Genomic DNA, 16,302 nt, shown 5'->3' on the forward strand with positions numbered 1-16,302 from the left:
CGTATTTGCGGCTTTTTTTGTGCCATTCGTTGTAAATATGAGGTAATATAGACGGTAGAGGCAGCGTGATCAGGTTGGTAGATGAGTCATATTGCCTACAAGGTCATGCGTTCAATTTGTCGAATAAAGTCATATTTAGTCAGAGATCAAAGCAGTCCAAGTGAGGTCAATGGAAGTAACAGCGTAACTATTCGATGAGTCCGAGGTGCAGGTTCCTGATGAAGCTGAAAACGATGCTAACCGTATTGATCGCCGTGCTTTGCTTGATGACGTTCTTGCCGGGAGCGGCAGTATGGGCATCTTCTTCTCCCGATATGCCGAGCGTGTCATCGTGGGAATTGAGATGGGAACAAGCGGATCGAGTCACGACACTGCCCGATCAGGCGGATGCCGCCGGCGAATGGCAGACGGTTCAGGCGAGAGATGGATGGACGGGCTCACCGGAAGGGGTAGAATCGGCGTGGGTCAGAATGACGCTTCCGATGCTGCAAAACAATTGGGCGGCGTTGTTCCCGAAAGTATATGGTCAGGATATTACGGTCTACTTGGACGGAGAAGTCCTTTTTCATACCACTCGCGATATCGGGTATGATTTAAACCGCGTTTTGATTTCCCTGAAGAAGGAAGCGTCGGGAGAAACGTTATATTTGCATATGCAAGGCAATACCGAACGTTTAGGTCTCGATTCCGGATTCGAATTCGGCAATTATCAGAATCTGGTCAGAGCGTACGCGAATGAAGATTTGATCGATATGATTATTGGATTTGCCTATATTTTCGTTGCTTTCGTCATGCTTGTTTGCTCCGTGTTCTTGGTGCGGCAGCAGCTAAAAATGTGGTTGTCGCTTTGTTTCATCATATTGCCGATCGGCGGTCTCATGATTGGCTATTCTCCGTATCCGTATACTTTCTATGGACAGCACGGCTCGTTATTCCAAATGCTATTCGATACCTCGCTTAACGTATTTTTGCCGGCGTTGATCATCTTCTTCGAACAATTGTTCGGAAGAGGACATCGGAATATCATTACCTATTTCCGCAGGTTTTTGATTGTCTATTCGTCGCTTGTGCTGGCGACCATGGTCGTATATTATACATTCGACGTTTCGATTTATAAATTGTACATGTTCGTATCCGTGACGATGATGGGCTATGTGATGATCGCCCTATTCTTGTTGATTATTATCATGTTGATTCGTGAACTATGGAATCGCAATGTCGACTCCATCATCATTGCTTCGGGACTCGCCGTCTTTTCGGTCGTTAGCATCGGCGAGCTTGCGCTTTTCTACTCTTCCTCGCAAACGTATCAGTTATCTTGGTGGAAGTGGGGATTAATAGCGTTCGTGCTTTCGCTGATCGTAGTTCTAGGCCGAAGGATCGCTTATCAGCACAAATTGATCGTTTCCTATTCCCGCGATTTGGAGATATATAACTCGGAAATTCAACGATCGGAGAAAATGGAAATCATCAGCCAGCTTGCTGCCTCGGTCGCGCATGAAGTGCGCAACCCGCTTCAAGTTACGCGCGGCTTGCTGCAAATTCTTGGCGAAAAGAACAATAACGGTTCGAGAAGCAGCACTGTCTCGGAGGAGAATTATTATCAACTCGCCATTGACGAGTTGGACCGGGCATCCGTGATCATTACCGACTTCTTGACCTTCGCAAAACCCCAAATGGAACAAATCGTCGAGTTGAATTTGGCGGAAGAATTCAAACATGTCGAAGGCATTATCGTGCCGCTCGCGAACTTGCAAGGAGGGAAATTGGAAGTCAACATGCCGCGCTCATTGCGAATTATGGGTAATTCCTCCAAACTAAAGCAAGCGATCATCAATTTGATCAAGAATAGCATTGAAGCGCTCGAAGGTTCTGGTATCGTTCGCGTCTGGGCATACGAGGAACGGGAACATGTCGTCATTCATATTGCGGATAGCGGCAATGGGATGGATGAACAAATGCTGGCGCGCTTAGGGGAACCGTACTTCTCGAATAAATCCAAAGGAACCGGGCTTGGATTGATGGTGACTTTCCGAATCATAGAACTGATGAAGGGCACGATTACATTCAAAAGCGAACTCGGGGTAGGCACGGAAGCAATGATCCGATTTCCGGCAGCTCGGTACATGCAAACAAACGCGAAGGTCATCTGACCTTCGCGTTTGTTTGTATGTAAGGAGTCGCATTACCAGGTGGCCTGAAGATTATGGGGCGGGTTAGTAGACTTGGATGGGTTCTCCGGGATGACAAGCGCTACTTTAGTCCCTGTTTCTTCGATAACGACGATCTCGAAACCATCGGGAATGGAGATGCCGAACGCATCGTTCAGCGCTTTCTTGGGATCCGCGATCAATTGGGCTTTAAATTCTTCGTCGGTCCATGCCTTCTCGATAATCTGCTGCTTAAGCTCCTGCTCGTTCATCTCGTACTGCACCTCGTTATTAGGAATATAGAATCAGGTATATTGTACCATCTTCAGGAAAATAGTTCTATCATTTATCGCTAACATTCGACATGTTATACAAAAATATTAAAATATGAAAAAAATTAGAATGCCGACACGCTATCATCAGGGCTCTACTCCTAATTATAAGTTCATTAAGAAGATAATTGAGTCGACAAATAAAATGAAAACCCGCCATCTAATAATAGCCGCTTATTCCGCTCCAAGTGTTCCGCTGATTGCACGAGATTTCGAGCCAAATTTTCTTGAAAGGCGGCGAGATGAGGTAGAGGAAGTTGAAGGGATTCAAGCGATTCGCAGTTAACCTCGGCCATACGAGAGAATCTGCTTAAGGCTCCATGAATATAGATGGCATTTTGAATGTCTTTCTTCGAGATAGGCGTGGATGAAGGGGCTTCCTCCGAAACAATCATGCTGATTAAGCTGTTTGCGTTGCGCGAGTCGAAGTCTTCTTCCCAATCCGCCCAATCATCGGAATACTGGAGGGTGGCCAAGGCAAGATCGACGGCTTCGGATACGACAATTTCGAGATCTTGCCGGCCAGCCAAATACAGGGCTCCGGTGCTCGCCAGCTTGACCGGAGCGGCTTTTAGAGCGAGAGCTGAAGGCGTCAAAGCGACGAATGGCTTTTCATACGCTACGGCTAATGACCAGTTCGTAACGTATTCACGGTAGTGCTCCCAAAATGGAGAGGAGCTGTCGAACATACCGCGATACAGCTCCAACATACTGAGATGAAAGAGATTCCCTAAGGCCAATTGTTCTTTCCAGTCCTCAGGAGCAGTGTCCATCAAATCGTCTTGAGTAAAAAAATAAAGCATGACGAAGACGTTCGCAAGCGACAAGTCACGATATTGCCGCGCGGGCAAAACGGTTACGGGTTTCATCCAAAAGGGCAGCAGATAGCAAATGTGATTCTTGGTTCCGGAAGGATTCAGGGGATTAAAAGCTTGCAAATACGCGCGGCCTTTAGCGTTCAAAGGTGCAGGGTAGGCATCTATCCTGCGTTCCGCTTCTTCGAAGACATGAACGAGTTCGCTCTCGTAATCCGTACTCCAATTCATAGGTATCCCATCCTCTCGCGTCTGTCATACGTTTCGTTGCACGATGCAGCCGAACATGCTTACTCCGTAGGAAAGAGTTTCGTCTATCAGCCACTCGTCCAGTTCCTTTTTTTGCTCCTGCTGCAGCCTGCAGTTTTGCAAGGTTCGTATTACGGTCTCCATGTAACGGTGCATGATCGTTTTGATTTCTGGATTATCCGCAACAAGACGGTAACTTTGCGGTTCTATCCGGCTATTGCCGTCATTTGCGATTGCATTCATGAGTCTCGCTGGGAGCGGAACCGCGAAGCGATCTAACAAGTTCTTGCGGGAAGCTTGAAACAAGGATTCGAATAGGGGCAAGCGGGCGTCTTGAAGGCCGGCCGACGCATCGTCATCGTAATCCAGAATAATGATCGTCGACGATCCGTGGGTGATGCGTCGCAGCCAAGCCAGAAAATGTTCAAGGTCCGGTAAATGCATGATAACGAGCCTAGCGATGACAACGTCGAATGTTATATCCCAATTCGGCAAATCCCGATAATCGGAATGGATGAACGAAAGTCCGGCTGTTGATTGGAGGGAAGCGTATTGATATATGCGTTGGTTCATTTCCAGGCCGGTACAACTAAGATGCGGGTAATGAAGTTTAATGGCTGCCAAGTAAGCGCCGTTGCCGCAGCCAATATCGAGCACGGTGGATGCGGTCGTTAAATGATCGCGAAGAAAACAATCATTTTCCTTCTGAAAGAAGAGTTCCGTGGTCAGCGTGAGCATATCGTTGAAAAGCGGCGTCGTATCGAAGCGTAATATTTTCTCATCGCCTCCAATTCATGACAGTGGTTAATCGTATTATAAGTCTTTAAGCCTATGTCGAACAATGCAAATATTCATATATTCATGTCGAATATAGTAGTTATGTCCTGGTTGAGAGATAAATTATATAGAAATAGCCCGTTCATTATTGAACGGGCCGCTGCAGATGACGCTAGGCCAATCTAACCGCTTCGCTGCTCTGCAGATTATCATCCCTTTATTCGTGGTTATAGACATCGCTGGAAGAGCCGGCTGAAATAAGAGAGGGACATTGAAGCCGCACCGCTCCGCGATGTGAATAGGAGCTGCGCTGCAGCCACTTCTTGGCCTGATTCAGCCATATTCGGATGACATAATCGACGGGACTGAAGCCGGTCGCTTCTCTGAACCGGGCGATGAAATACCCGCTGCTTAAATTTACGCCCGCGGCGAGGTCCTACACACGAAGCGGCTCGGCGTAATGCGCATGAATATAGGCCAGCGATTCGTCGATCAACGAATCGCCGCTTAGTGTTCTGCTAGGACTTTGATTCCGCATCGCTTCGCGCGCGAGCGAGGTCAGCAGCAGACGGAGATGGCCTTGGGCCGCGGCGAAGACCGCATGCTGTTCTCCGAGCTGATCGGCTTCCAAGGGCCGTGCGCAATCTGGGCGGAACGAAGGATCTGCTGCCCCGAGGATCTTATCTGTAGCTAATGCTAGCTTCCTAGGGCTGCCGTTTGAGGCGGCCTTTTTCCATGCGATCCATCTGGCGCTGCCGTTGACGTTGACGTTAGCTATACCGGTTGCTTATAGTAGGACAAGGCTGTCGCGGAGTGGTATGATTTCATCATAAGCAACGAATGACGGTTGCCGCATTGGAACGGTAAACGATCGTTAAAAGACGGCAATGCCGGTTGGAGGGAATGGAATCATGGCTGTATTAGACGTAGAGATTCGGAAAGCCGGATACGCGGCGGATGCGGATGTTATCCGAAATATCGTGTTCGCGATTGAAGCGGGAGAGTTAGTCGGCCTGATCGGCCCGAACGGCGCTGGCAAGAGCACGACGATCAAGTCGCTGCTCGGCCTTCTGCGCAGCGTCGACGGGACCGTGGCGTTCGGCGGCGAACAGGGACGTTATGCGTATGTGCCGGAGCAGCCGGTGCTTTATGAATATATGACGCTGTGGGAGCATCTGCAGCTGGCCGCATCCGCTTACGAGCTGGATGAGCAGACGTTTATGGAGCGGGCGGAGCGAATGCTGGAACGGTTCCGCATGTCGGGGGAGCGGCATAAGCTGCCGACCGGGTTCTCGAAGGGGATGCAGCAGAAGATGATGCTTATCATCGGCTTCCTGCTGCAGCCGGACGTGTACGTGGTGGACGAGCCGTTCGTCGGTCTCGATCCGCGGGCAACGCGGGATTTTCTCGAGCTCCTGCAGGACGAACGCCGCCGGGGCGCCGGGGTGCTGATGTGCACGCATGTGCTCGACACCGCCGAACGTATCTGCGACCGGATCATCCTCATCAACGATGGATCCGTCGTGGCGCAGGGTACGCTGGGCCAGGTCCGGGAGCAAGCAGGGTGCGCCGTCGACGCGCCGCTGACCGATTGCTTCTATGCGTTGACATAGGGGGTACAGAATGGAAAAGCAAATGGCGAATTGGCGCATAGGCACCTTGTTCAGGCGAAGGCTTAGCCGGTTCTGGTCGGAGCAGTGGAAAGTGTGGCGGACGGCGCTGGACTGGACGGTATGGGTATATTTCATTCTTCCGCTGCTGTGGATCGGCGGCGGCACGTACGTGGACTTATGGCATCATCCGGCGGATTGGCTCGTCAAGCTGCCGCTTTGGACGGGCGAGCGGCTGCCGCTTGTCGTCATCTTTGTCGGCCGGCTGCGAACCTTTACCGAAGAAGCGGACGTCCTCTTCTTATTGCAGAAGCAGTCTTGGGGCAGAGGGCTGCTGCGGCGGGGGGCAGTCTATACGGCGCTGATGCTGCTCGTCTTGACGGCGCTCGTCTACGTTTTATTGTTCCCGTTCTTCCTTGCGGTGCATCATTTCCCGGCATCGGCGATCATCGCGATGGTGCTGTATACGTGGATGTGGGCCATGATCGGCGCCATGGGGAGAAATATCATCGAGGCGAGGTTCATTGGCTTCCGCAAATGGGCGATGAAGACGGCGGCCATGCTCCTGCTCGCGGCCACCTACCTTATTCCGATGATCGTGCTTGGTACTTCGCCGCTCGACCTGCTCGTTCCGATACTCGCCGGTGCAGTGGCAGCCGTACTCTTGCTGCGCCTCAAGCTGCGCGCAAGAGATGCCTTCGAATCCGACGTGCAGCAGGAACAGCTCGCGAGGCTGGCCAGCACGCAGCTCTTGCTGCGCAACGTCATCCGGCGGAAACCACGCGTCAAACTCAGCCGGCCGATCTTGCTCCGCCGCTCCAATCGGATCTTCAAGAAGTTCGACGGCGAGACGATACTCGGCGAGATGATCATCAAGGCGTTCATTCGGCGGCTGCCGCTCGTTCGCACGTGGCTGATCTTTATCTTCCTGTCCGCGGCAGCCGTGCTCCTATCGCCCGGGGTGATCAAGCCTTTTGTCGCCGTTGCGCTGATGCTGCTGCTGTCAAGCTGGGTCATCTCGCACTGGCGCGGCATGACTGCCGAACCGTATTTCAAACAATTCCGTTGGACGGATGCAGCGCTTCGCGATTCGGCCAAGCGCGTACGGTTCTGGCTCGTCGTTCCGGCAGCGGCGCTGTTCGGCCTGATCGACGGCATGCAGACCTATGGTCCGGGGGGATTCGTTGCCATCGTACCGGGCGTATTGATCTGGCTGCTGATCTGTAACCTCGTGTCGTCGACGATGCTGCTCCGGACGGAACGGAAGGAAGAAGAAGCTTAGGAGCTGTGACCATGTACTTGAGAAGCATAACGATAGACCGCCAGGAGGAGATGAATCAGCGCCAATATCCGTTCTCGATTCCGGTTATTCGTTCATTAACGTCATTAACGTTCGATACGAACGTGACGTTCTTCGTCGGGGAGAACGGCTCCGGCAAGTCGACGCTGCTCGAGGCGATCGCGTATCAATGCGGCTTCAACACGGCCGGGGGCGGGCGCAATAACGCGTATGACGTGGACGCTTCCGGCTCCGCGCTCGGGGGGCATATTCGCCTGTCCTGGCTGCCGAAGATCACGAACGGTTTCTTCCTCCGGGCCGAAACGTTCTACAGCTTCGCCTCCCACATCGACTCGATGCCGGAGTCGCTCCCCTACTACGGGGGACGTTCGCTGCACGCGCAATCCCACGGCGAAGCGTTTCTCTCCTTGTTCAAGCATCGTTTCGGGAAACGGGCGATTTATCTGCTCGATGAGCCCGAGGCGGCATTGTCGCCGGCCAGGCAGCTGGCGCTCATGCGCATCATGCACGATCTGGAGGGAGAAGCGCAGTTCATCGTCGCGACGCATTCGCCCATTCTGCTTGGCTATCCGGAGGCGAGGATTTATGACTTCGATTCGGTGCCGGTCCAGGATATCCGATACGAGGATACGCTTCATTACATCGTGACGAGGCGGTTTCTGGATAACCGGGGACGGGTATTGAAGGAGCTGTTCGACGATGCAGAGGACGAAGACGAAGGGGACTGAGCCCGGCAGATTAAGGCCGGTCGCGAACAGCGAGTGAATATCGACCAGTCACTAACGGCGAGTCAATAACAGTCAGTCAATAACAGCAAGTGAATAACAGCAAGTGAATGACAGCAAGTGAATGACAGCAAGTGAATGACAGCGAGTGGATAACAGCCAGTCAATAACGGCGAGCCATAAAGGTTAACTTGCGAATGCGAACACAAGGAGGACGACACCATGAACGATATCATCTCCCTCATGAAGGAGCATCGCTCCATCCGAAGCTACGCGCCGGATCCGGTGACCGACGAACAGCTGACGGCAATCTTAAGCGCCGCGCAAGCGGCATCCACCTCTTCGAATATTCAAGCGTACAGCGTGATCGGCGTTCGCGGCGAAGAGAAACGAAGGCGCCTGGCGGAGCTCACGGGCCATCAGAAGCATGTCGAGCAGGCGCCGCTGTTTCTCGTCTGGTGCGCGGATTTGAACCGGCTGCAGTCGGCGGTCGGCGGGGCGATGGAGACGGAGGAGCCAGAGTTCGAACTGCCGTCGAATATGGAGGCCTTCATCATGGCGACCGTAGATTGCGCGCTTGCGGCTCAAAATGCGGCCATTGCCGCGGAATCGCTGGCGCTCGGCGTCGTCTATATCGGCGGCATTCGAAATCGGCCGCAAGAAGTCTCCGAGCTGCTGCAGCTTCCGAAGCTGGTCTATCCCGTGTTCGGCATGTGCGTCGGTACGCCGACCCAAGCGCCCGATGTACGGCCGAGACTGCCGTTACCGGTCGTCTATCACGAAGAGGCGTATTCCGAAGCAGGCTTCAAGGAGGGAATCGAAGCCTACGACGCGGTCATGGCCGAGTATTACGCGCAGCGCACGGGAGGAGGGCGAGCCTCCGTCTGGTCGACGGAAATGGCTGCCCGTTTCCGCTTGAAGAATCTTCGTCCGCATATGCGCGACTTTCTGTTAAGCCAGGGCTTCCGCTTGGACTAGGAAAAGCAATTCCGAACGTGCAAAAAGCCTTCTTCGGCGCTCGGCGGCCGAAGAGGGCTTTTTGGGTTTGCTCGGGATGATTCCATTCATCCCGCACAATGAATATCGACGATACATGCTGCTTGGTAAATGGAAGCTAGCCGTCGCGACTCCGTTATGGACTAATTGCCGGCAGCTTTCTCTTGCGGAGTCGGCATGACGTGGACGGTCTTCAGCTTGAGCAGCGGGACCAGAACCGCGGAGCCCGCGAGGACGAACGACCCGCCGAGAACGTAGACGGCGGCGAGCGAGAACGCGTCGCTAATGCCGCCGGCGAAGAGCATCATGACGACCATGGAGCCCGTAAAGAGCGGGCTCAATATGCCGTTCACCCTGCCCACGAACGAATCCTCCGTGTTCTTCATCATCATCGTGTTGATGCCGATATTGATGCACGGGAATGCCAGTCCGCTTACGAACTGCAGTCCCAGCGTCAGCCCGTAGCTCGTGGACAAGCCCATGGCGATGATCGTCAAGCTGACGATCACCATGCTGAACGTAAGCAGCTTTTGCGGCGATACTTTGCTCGCGAAGCCCATCGCCAGCACGCCTCCGGCAATCATGGCAACGCCATTGATCAGCGAGAACCACTGCAGATCGGAATCCGGCCTTCCGAGCCGCTCCGTTATGAGGAAGATGCCCATCGGCTGGATCAGGCCAAAGCCGAGTCCCACGGCAAAGAAGCTGCCGCCGAGCTTGCGAAGGATCACGTTATTCCGAATATAGCGGAACCCCGCCTTCATGTCTGCCAGCACCTGCGTCGTCTGTTTCTCTTCTTGCTCCCGGCGATCGCGCGGAAGGAAAGAGAGCGATGCGGCCGATAGCAGGAAAGCGATGCCCATAATTCCGATGGACGTCTTGATTCCATAGGTCTGGAAGACGAACATGCCGACGACAGGACCGAAAATCATGAAAACGGCGAACAGCGTTTGATAGACCGACATGCCCTTTTGCACCAGATGCTCGGGCACGTGCAGCTTGAACAGCTTCATGCCCGCAGGCTGAGAGAATTGCGATAGTATGGACGACACCAGCGTTGCGAAGAAGACGACCTTCCACGAGCCGTACGTCAGGGCGACAAGAATCCCGAGAATGGAGCCCGCGCTCAGCAGGTCGCAGCCGACCATCGTTCGTTTCGGCCGCCAGCGATCCGCGAACGTGCCGCCGATGAACGAGAAGATGAAGATGGGCGCATACTCCGCGACCGAGATGAGCGACACGGCGAACGCATTGTCGTGGGTCATTTCTTTGACATACAGCAAGATGGCGATATTGCGCACCCAGATCCCGATCTGCAGAAACAACGTGGACACCAGAATCGATTGCACGAACCGATTGGCGAGCAGGGAGGGGGCGGGGGCGGCTTGATTGGACGACATGCATATCACCCTTTCGATTATCCGGATTTCCTGTTCTCCTAGCATTGTATAAGACTTCCATAGCGTCGAATAGCTTCGCCGGAATGATCGTTACTCCGTCTTGGGACCGATTCATTGTCAATTATTGAAACATGGAACCTTGTATATAGTTCGCGTCCATGCCGCGCGCAAGCCTTCTTTTCATTTTTACAGGCAGCATCCAATCATAAATCGCTTTCAACCCACATATGAAAAGATCCACGCGAGTTTCATAACGGGAGCGGTAGGATGTGCAATGCGCAAGCACCAGGAATTTGTTCCGCGGCGATCGGCGTTAGCACGCTGGCGAACTGGCGAGCCTCGCATGCGGAGGGATGCCAGACGGCCCTACTAAGACCAGGTTGCCGGTAGGAGGAATTTCCCATCCATCGGCAGTCTGTCTCATTTACGCGCCATGAACTTGACTTCGAGTGAACTCGAAGTGAGATAATAGCTGCGACTCGTACATAAACCATCACCAAGTAGACAAGAACGATTGCGTAAGCAATAACGAAGAATCGGAAAGCAGGGAAGCAAATGGACTACGTGAAGCTCGGAAATACCGGATTGGACGTCTCTCGCCTCTGCCTGGGATGCATGAGCTACGGCGTTTCGGAACGTTGGACGCATCCGTGGGTGCTTAACGAAGAGAACAGTCGTCCCATGATTAAGCGCGCGCTCGAGCTCGGCATTAATTTTTTTGATACGGCCAATATCTACTCGGTCGGCTCCAGCGAAGAAATCGTCGGACGAGCATTGAAGGACTACGCCAACCGCGACGAAATCGTCATCGCCACGAAGGTTCATTTCCGCATGGAGCAAGGACCCAACGGTGCCGGATTGTCACGCAAAGCGATCATGAGCGAAATCGATAAGAGCCTGAAGCGGCTGGGAACGGACTACGTGGATCTGTACCAGATTCACCGCTGGGATTACGGCACGCCGATCGAAGAGACGATGGAAGCCCTCCATGACGTCGTGAAAGCTGGCAAAGTCCGGTACATCGGCGCTTCTGCGATGTACGCGTGGCAGTTCCTGAAGGCGCTGCATGTCGCGGAACGGCATGGATGGACCCGGTTCGTCTCCATGCAGAATCACCTCAACCTCATCTATCGCGAAGAGGAGAGGGAGATGATGCCGCTCTGCAAGGAAGAGAAAATCGGCGTGATTCCGTACAGTCCGCTCGCCTCCGGCAGGTTGTGCCGCGATTCGTCCGAAACCACGTACCGTTCCCAGACCGACCAAGCGCAGAAGATGAAATACGATGCAACCGCGGCCGCAGACCGCCTAATCGTAGATCGCGTTGCGGCCATCGCTGCGCAGCGCGGCGTTCCCCGCGTTCAAATCGCGCTGGCTTGGCTGCTGCAAAAGCCGCAAGTGGCTTCTCCCATTATCGGGGCCACGAATAACGTCCAGCTCGAAGAAGCGGTCGGCGCGCTTGCGATCGCGTTAACGCCGGATGAGATCCGATCGCTTGAGGAGCTGTATGTGCCGCATCCGGTCGTCGGCGCAACGTAGAACGCCGAGGATGACGAAAGTTGAATAGCTGCGCGAAGAGAGCCTGCGATGGCGAGATGATGCGAAGAAGCGATGACGCGATGGCGCGATGGCGGTTTGGTCAGACTGCATAGAACGCCTCTGAATTGGTTGGGGGTTTAGGTTCGGCGAACAGCGAGCGGCGGTAGCTGTCGATCATTCAACGTGACTGCAGACGGACTCCTAACGGCTGCCAGCGTCGTTATTCGGCTGAAAATACGTCTCGAGAAACGCTAACGTGCGTGACAGGCGTTAGTGATCGCAAACAAGCGATTTTGCAGGGGAAAACTTCGCCATAAGCCTCCTGACAACCGTTAGCGATCTAAAGTGGGCATTTTGAGCAGATTAACCCCTGTCACAATCGTTAGCTATTCTCGACATTCCGAAGAGACCGCGACGGCGGTCTCTTTTCTATGAGGCATGGAAAGAGATTAGGCATTGACTGCCTGCGATCGCCTGCTATATTTAGGAGAAAGAGATCCGCTGCTTGGATTTCATTCAACGGCGAAGAGAGTGCCGTGAATGCCGCGGCTTATGGGGATCCACTAGCAAGCAGAGGAGCGACAGCATGCAAAGCAGCTTGAAGCAAGACGGACAAGTACCGGACAGCCTTAAAGTCGTCTTCTTGGGCGACAGCATCACCGAGAACGGAACCTACATCACGATGATGCAGGACTATTTGACCCGGCAAATGCCTCATAAGCGGGTGGAGCTGATGAATCATGGTCTGAGCAGCGAAACGGTGTCCGGGCTTAGCGAACCGGATCACCCTTTTCCGCGTCCATGCGTATTGAACCGGGTGCGCCAAGCATTGGAGCAAAGCAAACCCGATTGGGTCGTTGCCTGTTACGGCATGAATGACGGCATCTATTATCCATTCTCTAATGAACGGTTCGATGCATACAAGCAAGGCATGCTGAAGCTTATTGAAACGATCGGATCCTATGGTGCCAAGGTGATTGTCATGACGCCGCCGCCGTTTGATTCTCGATCGATTAGCTCGGACAAGCTGCTGCCGGACGGGAAGGAAAACTACAGCTATATGGAGCCTTATCAAGATTATACGTCCGTCTTACGGCAGTATGGAACGTGGATCAAAGCCGAGCTCGTCGGAGCGGTCGATCAGGTGGTTGACGTCTACGCGCCTTTGTCTGCGTTTATCGCCGAACGAAGGAATCAACAGCCTGACTTCGTATACGGGGACGGCATTCATCCGGACGGCGAAGGACATGGCGTCATGGCGAAGACGCTTTTGGAGGAATTGTTCGATTGCTCCTTCGAGGATAGACCGACGAATGAATACGAGAGAGACCGCGCATAAGGGCGGTCTTTTTCTTTTTGTAAACATGGACACGATAAGCATTGACACTTAAATATCATCTGATATATTAGAGGAGAAGAGTCACCAATCATTCCCATCTGATTGCATCCAATCCCATCGCATTCAGTCCCATCTCATCTCGTTCCATTCCATCCAGTCTTATTCCATCCCGTCCATCCCGTCCATCCCGTCCAGTCCAACTCAACGCATCCAGTCGCATCGCATCCAGTCCTATCCCTAATTTTCCCCACCTTATTCCCATCTCTCAGAAAAGAGGCTATACAGATGCTTCAAGTGACGATCAAGGAACATTCTCCATACCTCGTAACCGTGGAGCCGGACCGTGTTTATTCCGATCGGCCTTACCAATATTCAATAACGGCCGGCGTTAACGGCCAAGCGCCCGCGGCATTTGATTTGTCGCGCTTGGCATGGACGGTTCGAATTGGCGCGGCGGAAGGAAGAGGCAGCTTCGGCGATTCCGGCATCACGATTTTGCAAACGTTTACAAGCGATGGCTTGGGCGTCGCGGAGCGTATCTCGATCACGAATACGAACGCGAGCGAAGTCGCGATCGACCAAGCGATGCTGGGGTTCACGGCAGCTTTGTCCGGCCGGGCGGCTTGGCGGCTAAGCGCGATTCCGTTCTTGATTGAGCTGGACGGCACCTGTCATGACTTTACGGTCGAACAGTTGTTGGCCGGGAAAGCGAAGAACAGCATGTACGTTGACGCTTCCAGAGAGATACTTCCTTTCGAAGAGATCGGTCTCCGTTCGGAGGCGTGGGCTTGGGGCGATGGCGACCGAGGGATCGTCGTGATCAAATACAACAACGAACAGATCGAATACGCCATGGCAAGAACGGATCTCGTCGATGGCGAAGGACTGCTGCGCTTCGGCGGAGCGGGACTCGCGCTGCTGGGCGAACCGTTCGGCGTCCGAAGGCTGGCGCCAGGACAAACGTTCCACTTCGGGCAGACGCACTATTATCCGTACGAAGGATCGATCCAGACGGCTTACGGGTTGTATCGTTCATTCCAAGAGTCCCGGGGGCATACGCACGGCGCGGATTACGATCCGCCGGTGAATTGGAACGAGCTGTACGACATCGGCTGGCATCACTCGGATGCGGAGCAGCTGAAGCTGCATTATCACAAGGAGGCCTTGCTGCGGGAGGCCGAGAAGGCGAAGGCATGCGGCTGCGAGCTGTTGTATCTGGACCCCGGCTGGGAGGTCGCGGAAGGGCTCACGTTGTGGGACGACTCGCGGCTCGGCGCCGTGTCCGATCTGGTCCGCGAATTAAAGGACGATTACGGCCTGGATCTCGGTTATCGGACGATTCTGCGCGCCTACAAGCCGCATTGGCCGGAACGTTATTTCGTCGAGCATTCGTACGGACCGATGCAGCCGGAGAAGATGGAACCCGTATGGGGCTATCATTTCTGGGAGATGTGCCTCTGCGATCCGCGATTCTATGAAGAGAAGCTGAATCGGATTCTCGCGATTTCCAAGCAGGGCATCCGCTTTATGATGTTCGACGAAATGGACTGGCGCGGTCCGTGCTATAACCCGAATCATGGACATCAGGTGCCATCGACGCCGCTCGATCACGTCGAAGCCGTCTACCGGCTGGCTCATGACGTGCGCGCCGCATGCCCGCAGGTGTTGACCGAGGTGCACGACCCCGTATCCCCGTGGGTAACCTCGCTCTACGTTCCGACGTATTTCCACCAAGGCGCTCCCGGAATCGGCAGCTACGACGAGAACTGGGGCTTCGAATACATGTGGAACTGCATCGAGGACTTGAAGACGGGCAAGGCGCTGGCGCTTTATTATTACAATCTGGGCTGCAGCATCCCGCTCTATCTGCACATCACGATGGCTGCCGACAATGACAACTCCGTATTCTTCTGGTGGTGCGCCTCGACGATTCGCCACCTCGGCATCGGCGGCAAGACCAGTCATCCGAGCGTGGAGATTGCAGGCGCGTTGGCGCCGTACGACAAGGAAGCGCGCTTCGCCAATTATTGCGGGCAAATGAGCGTCTATAAGCAGCTGAAGCCGTATTTCGTGCGCGGCGCGTTCCATGGCATCGCCGAGCATATCCATCTGCACGCGCTCGCGGATGAAGCCGGCGGCGTCATTAACGTCTTTAATCTGACGGAAGAGGACACGGAGTTGACCTTTGACGTGCCTGTCGCGCTGCTCGGCGGCGAAAGTGCGCCGATGCCCGTATCCGGAGCGGAAGCGCATTGGCATTCGGACGGCGTTACGTTCAGCCTGCGCCTGGGCGCGATGTCGCCAGGCGTAATCGCAGTAGGGGAAGCGGCTGATCGTCTAACGAGATAAGTGGAGGTGCACCATGACCGGCAAAAGCTTCGAATCGCTTAACAAGGCGGATCTGGAAGGCCAGCAGGACCGCAAGGAAGCAGTTTATCGAAAGTTGAAAGTGATGATGATGCGCAGGGAGTTTACGCCGAACGAACGGATCGACGCCGCGGATATCGCCGAGAAGCTCGGCGTCAGCCGCACGCCCGTTCGCGATGCGCTGAACATGCTGGATGCCGAAGGTTTCGTCACGACGGTGCCGCGGCAAGGGATTTACGTGAAAGGCGTCTATCGCGAGGATCTCATGCAAATCTTCGGCTATCGCGAAATGGTCGAGCTGTATGCGCTTGATGTCGGCTTCGAGGCGCTGAGCCGCGACTGGGCGCGGATCGCGGAGATCATTCGCGAATTCGACAGCCTGATCGGCCAAGAGAGCTGGGACGGATTCGAATTGATGGAAGCGGACATCAAGCTGCACAAGACGATCGTCTCGTATGCCGGCAACAAGCTGATCGGCGATTCTTACGATAAGCTGAACGGCCATGTGCAGATGGCGCGCGCCTATTACTTGCAGGATTTGCATCGCATGCGGCAGTCGCATGACGAGCACCAAGCTTTCCTCCAAGCGCTGAGGGACGGCGACAAGCCAGGCGCCATGCGGCTCCTGAAGCAGCATTTGGAGATGACCCTCCATAATATCTTGAAACTCATCGAAATCTATAAAGTGTTCTGATCGAGGAGGATC

14 protein-coding genes are annotated in these 16,302 nt (G+C 54.0%); 9 read left to right on the plus strand and 5 right to left on the minus strand.

Annotation, left to right across the window (positions count from 1 at the left end; genetic code table 11):
- Window positions 1–218 precede the first annotated feature (218 nt).
- Window positions 219–2,153, plus strand: a complete 1,935-nt coding sequence (locus tag GT003_RS10155) for a sensor histidine kinase (protein ID WP_161697079.1) — start codon at window positions 219–221, stop codon at window positions 2,151–2,153.
- 32 nt (window positions 2,154–2,185) lie between these two features.
- Here GT003_RS10155 and GT003_RS10160 read toward each other — a convergent pair whose 3' ends face one another.
- The 4 genes from GT003_RS10160 to GT003_RS10175 all read right to left on the minus strand — a co-directional run bounded on the left by GT003_RS10160 (window position 2,186) and on the right by GT003_RS10175 (window position 4,954).
- The gene (locus GT003_RS10160; protein WP_161697081.1) at window positions 2,186–2,422 is read right to left on the minus strand and encodes an NHLP leader peptide family RiPP precursor; all 237 of its coding nucleotides are present in this window, start codon (window positions 2,420–2,422) and stop codon (window positions 2,186–2,188) included.
- Between the two features lie 176 nt (window positions 2,423–2,598).
- Entirely contained in the window at window positions 2,599–3,528 is a 930-nt protein-coding gene (locus GT003_RS10165; RefSeq protein ID WP_161697083.1) for a hypothetical protein, read from the minus strand.
- Between the two features lie 24 nt (window positions 3,529–3,552).
- Entirely contained in the window at window positions 3,553–4,284 is a 732-nt protein-coding gene (locus GT003_RS10170; RefSeq protein WP_161697085.1) for a class I SAM-dependent methyltransferase, read from the minus strand.
- Between the two features lie 475 nt (window positions 4,285–4,759).
- Entirely contained in the window at window positions 4,760–4,954 is a 195-nt protein-coding gene (locus tag GT003_RS10175) for a hypothetical protein (RefSeq protein WP_161697087.1), read from the minus strand.
- A 280-nt stretch (window positions 4,955–5,234) separates the two neighbouring features.
- Here GT003_RS10175 and GT003_RS10180 point away from each other — a divergent pair, with 280 nt between their 5' ends.
- The 4 genes from GT003_RS10180 to nfsA all read left to right on the plus strand — a co-directional run bounded on the left by GT003_RS10180 (window position 5,235) and on the right by nfsA (window position 8,936).
- Window positions 5,235–5,936, plus strand: coding sequence for an ABC transporter ATP-binding protein (locus GT003_RS10180; protein WP_161697089.1), 702 nt, complete (start codon window positions 5,235–5,237; stop codon window positions 5,934–5,936).
- 10 nt (window positions 5,937–5,946) lie between these two features.
- Complete coding sequence (locus GT003_RS10185) at window positions 5,947–7,215, plus strand: ABC transporter permease (protein WP_161697091.1); 1,269 nt, start codon at window positions 5,947–5,949, stop codon at window positions 7,213–7,215.
- 11 nt (window positions 7,216–7,226) lie between these two features.
- A complete protein-coding gene (locus GT003_RS10190; protein ID WP_161697094.1) occupies window positions 7,227–7,961 on the plus strand; it encodes an AAA family ATPase in 735 nt (244 codons plus the stop codon).
- 219 nt (window positions 7,962–8,180) lie between these two features.
- Window positions 8,181–8,936, plus strand: a complete 756-nt coding sequence (gene nfsA, locus GT003_RS10195) for an oxygen-insensitive NADPH nitroreductase (protein ID WP_161697096.1) — start codon at window positions 8,181–8,183, stop codon at window positions 8,934–8,936.
- Between the two features lie 161 nt (window positions 8,937–9,097).
- Here the strand turns inward: nfsA and GT003_RS10200 are convergent, their stop codons facing one another.
- Window positions 9,098–10,354 (minus strand): MFS transporter, encoded by a 1,257-nt coding sequence (locus tag GT003_RS10200; RefSeq protein ID WP_161697098.1) that lies wholly within the window; start codon window positions 10,352–10,354, stop codon window positions 9,098–9,100.
- A 555-nt stretch (window positions 10,355–10,909) separates the two neighbouring features.
- Here GT003_RS10200 and GT003_RS10205 point away from each other — a divergent pair.
- The 4 genes from GT003_RS10205 (at window position 10,910) to GT003_RS10220 (ending at window position 16,290) form a co-directional block, all read left to right on the plus strand.
- On the plus strand, window positions 10,910–11,890 hold the full coding sequence (locus GT003_RS10205) for an aldo/keto reductase (RefSeq protein ID WP_161697100.1): 981 nt from the start codon (window positions 10,910–10,912) through the stop codon (window positions 11,888–11,890).
- Window positions 11,891–12,476: 586 nt separating this feature from the next.
- Window positions 12,477–13,229, plus strand: coding sequence for an SGNH/GDSL hydrolase family protein (locus tag GT003_RS10210; protein WP_161697103.1), 753 nt, complete (start codon window positions 12,477–12,479; stop codon window positions 13,227–13,229).
- Window positions 13,230–13,514: 285 nt separating this feature from the next.
- Window positions 13,515–15,578: an alpha-galactosidase gene (locus tag GT003_RS10215; RefSeq protein ID WP_161697105.1), complete on the plus strand. Its 2,064-nt coding sequence runs from the start codon at window positions 13,515–13,517 to the stop codon at window positions 15,576–15,578.
- 13 nt (window positions 15,579–15,591) lie between these two features.
- Window positions 15,592–16,290 (plus strand): GntR family transcriptional regulator, encoded by a 699-nt coding sequence (locus tag GT003_RS10220; RefSeq protein ID WP_161697107.1) that lies wholly within the window; start codon window positions 15,592–15,594, stop codon window positions 16,288–16,290.
- The last annotated feature ends 12 nt before the right edge of the window (window positions 16,291–16,302 follow it).

The organism is Paenibacillus sacheonensis (assembly GCF_009909195.1).
In the GTDB taxonomy this organism is placed as follows: Bacteria; Bacillota; Bacilli; order Paenibacillales; family Paenibacillaceae; genus Paenibacillus_Z; species Paenibacillus_Z sacheonensis.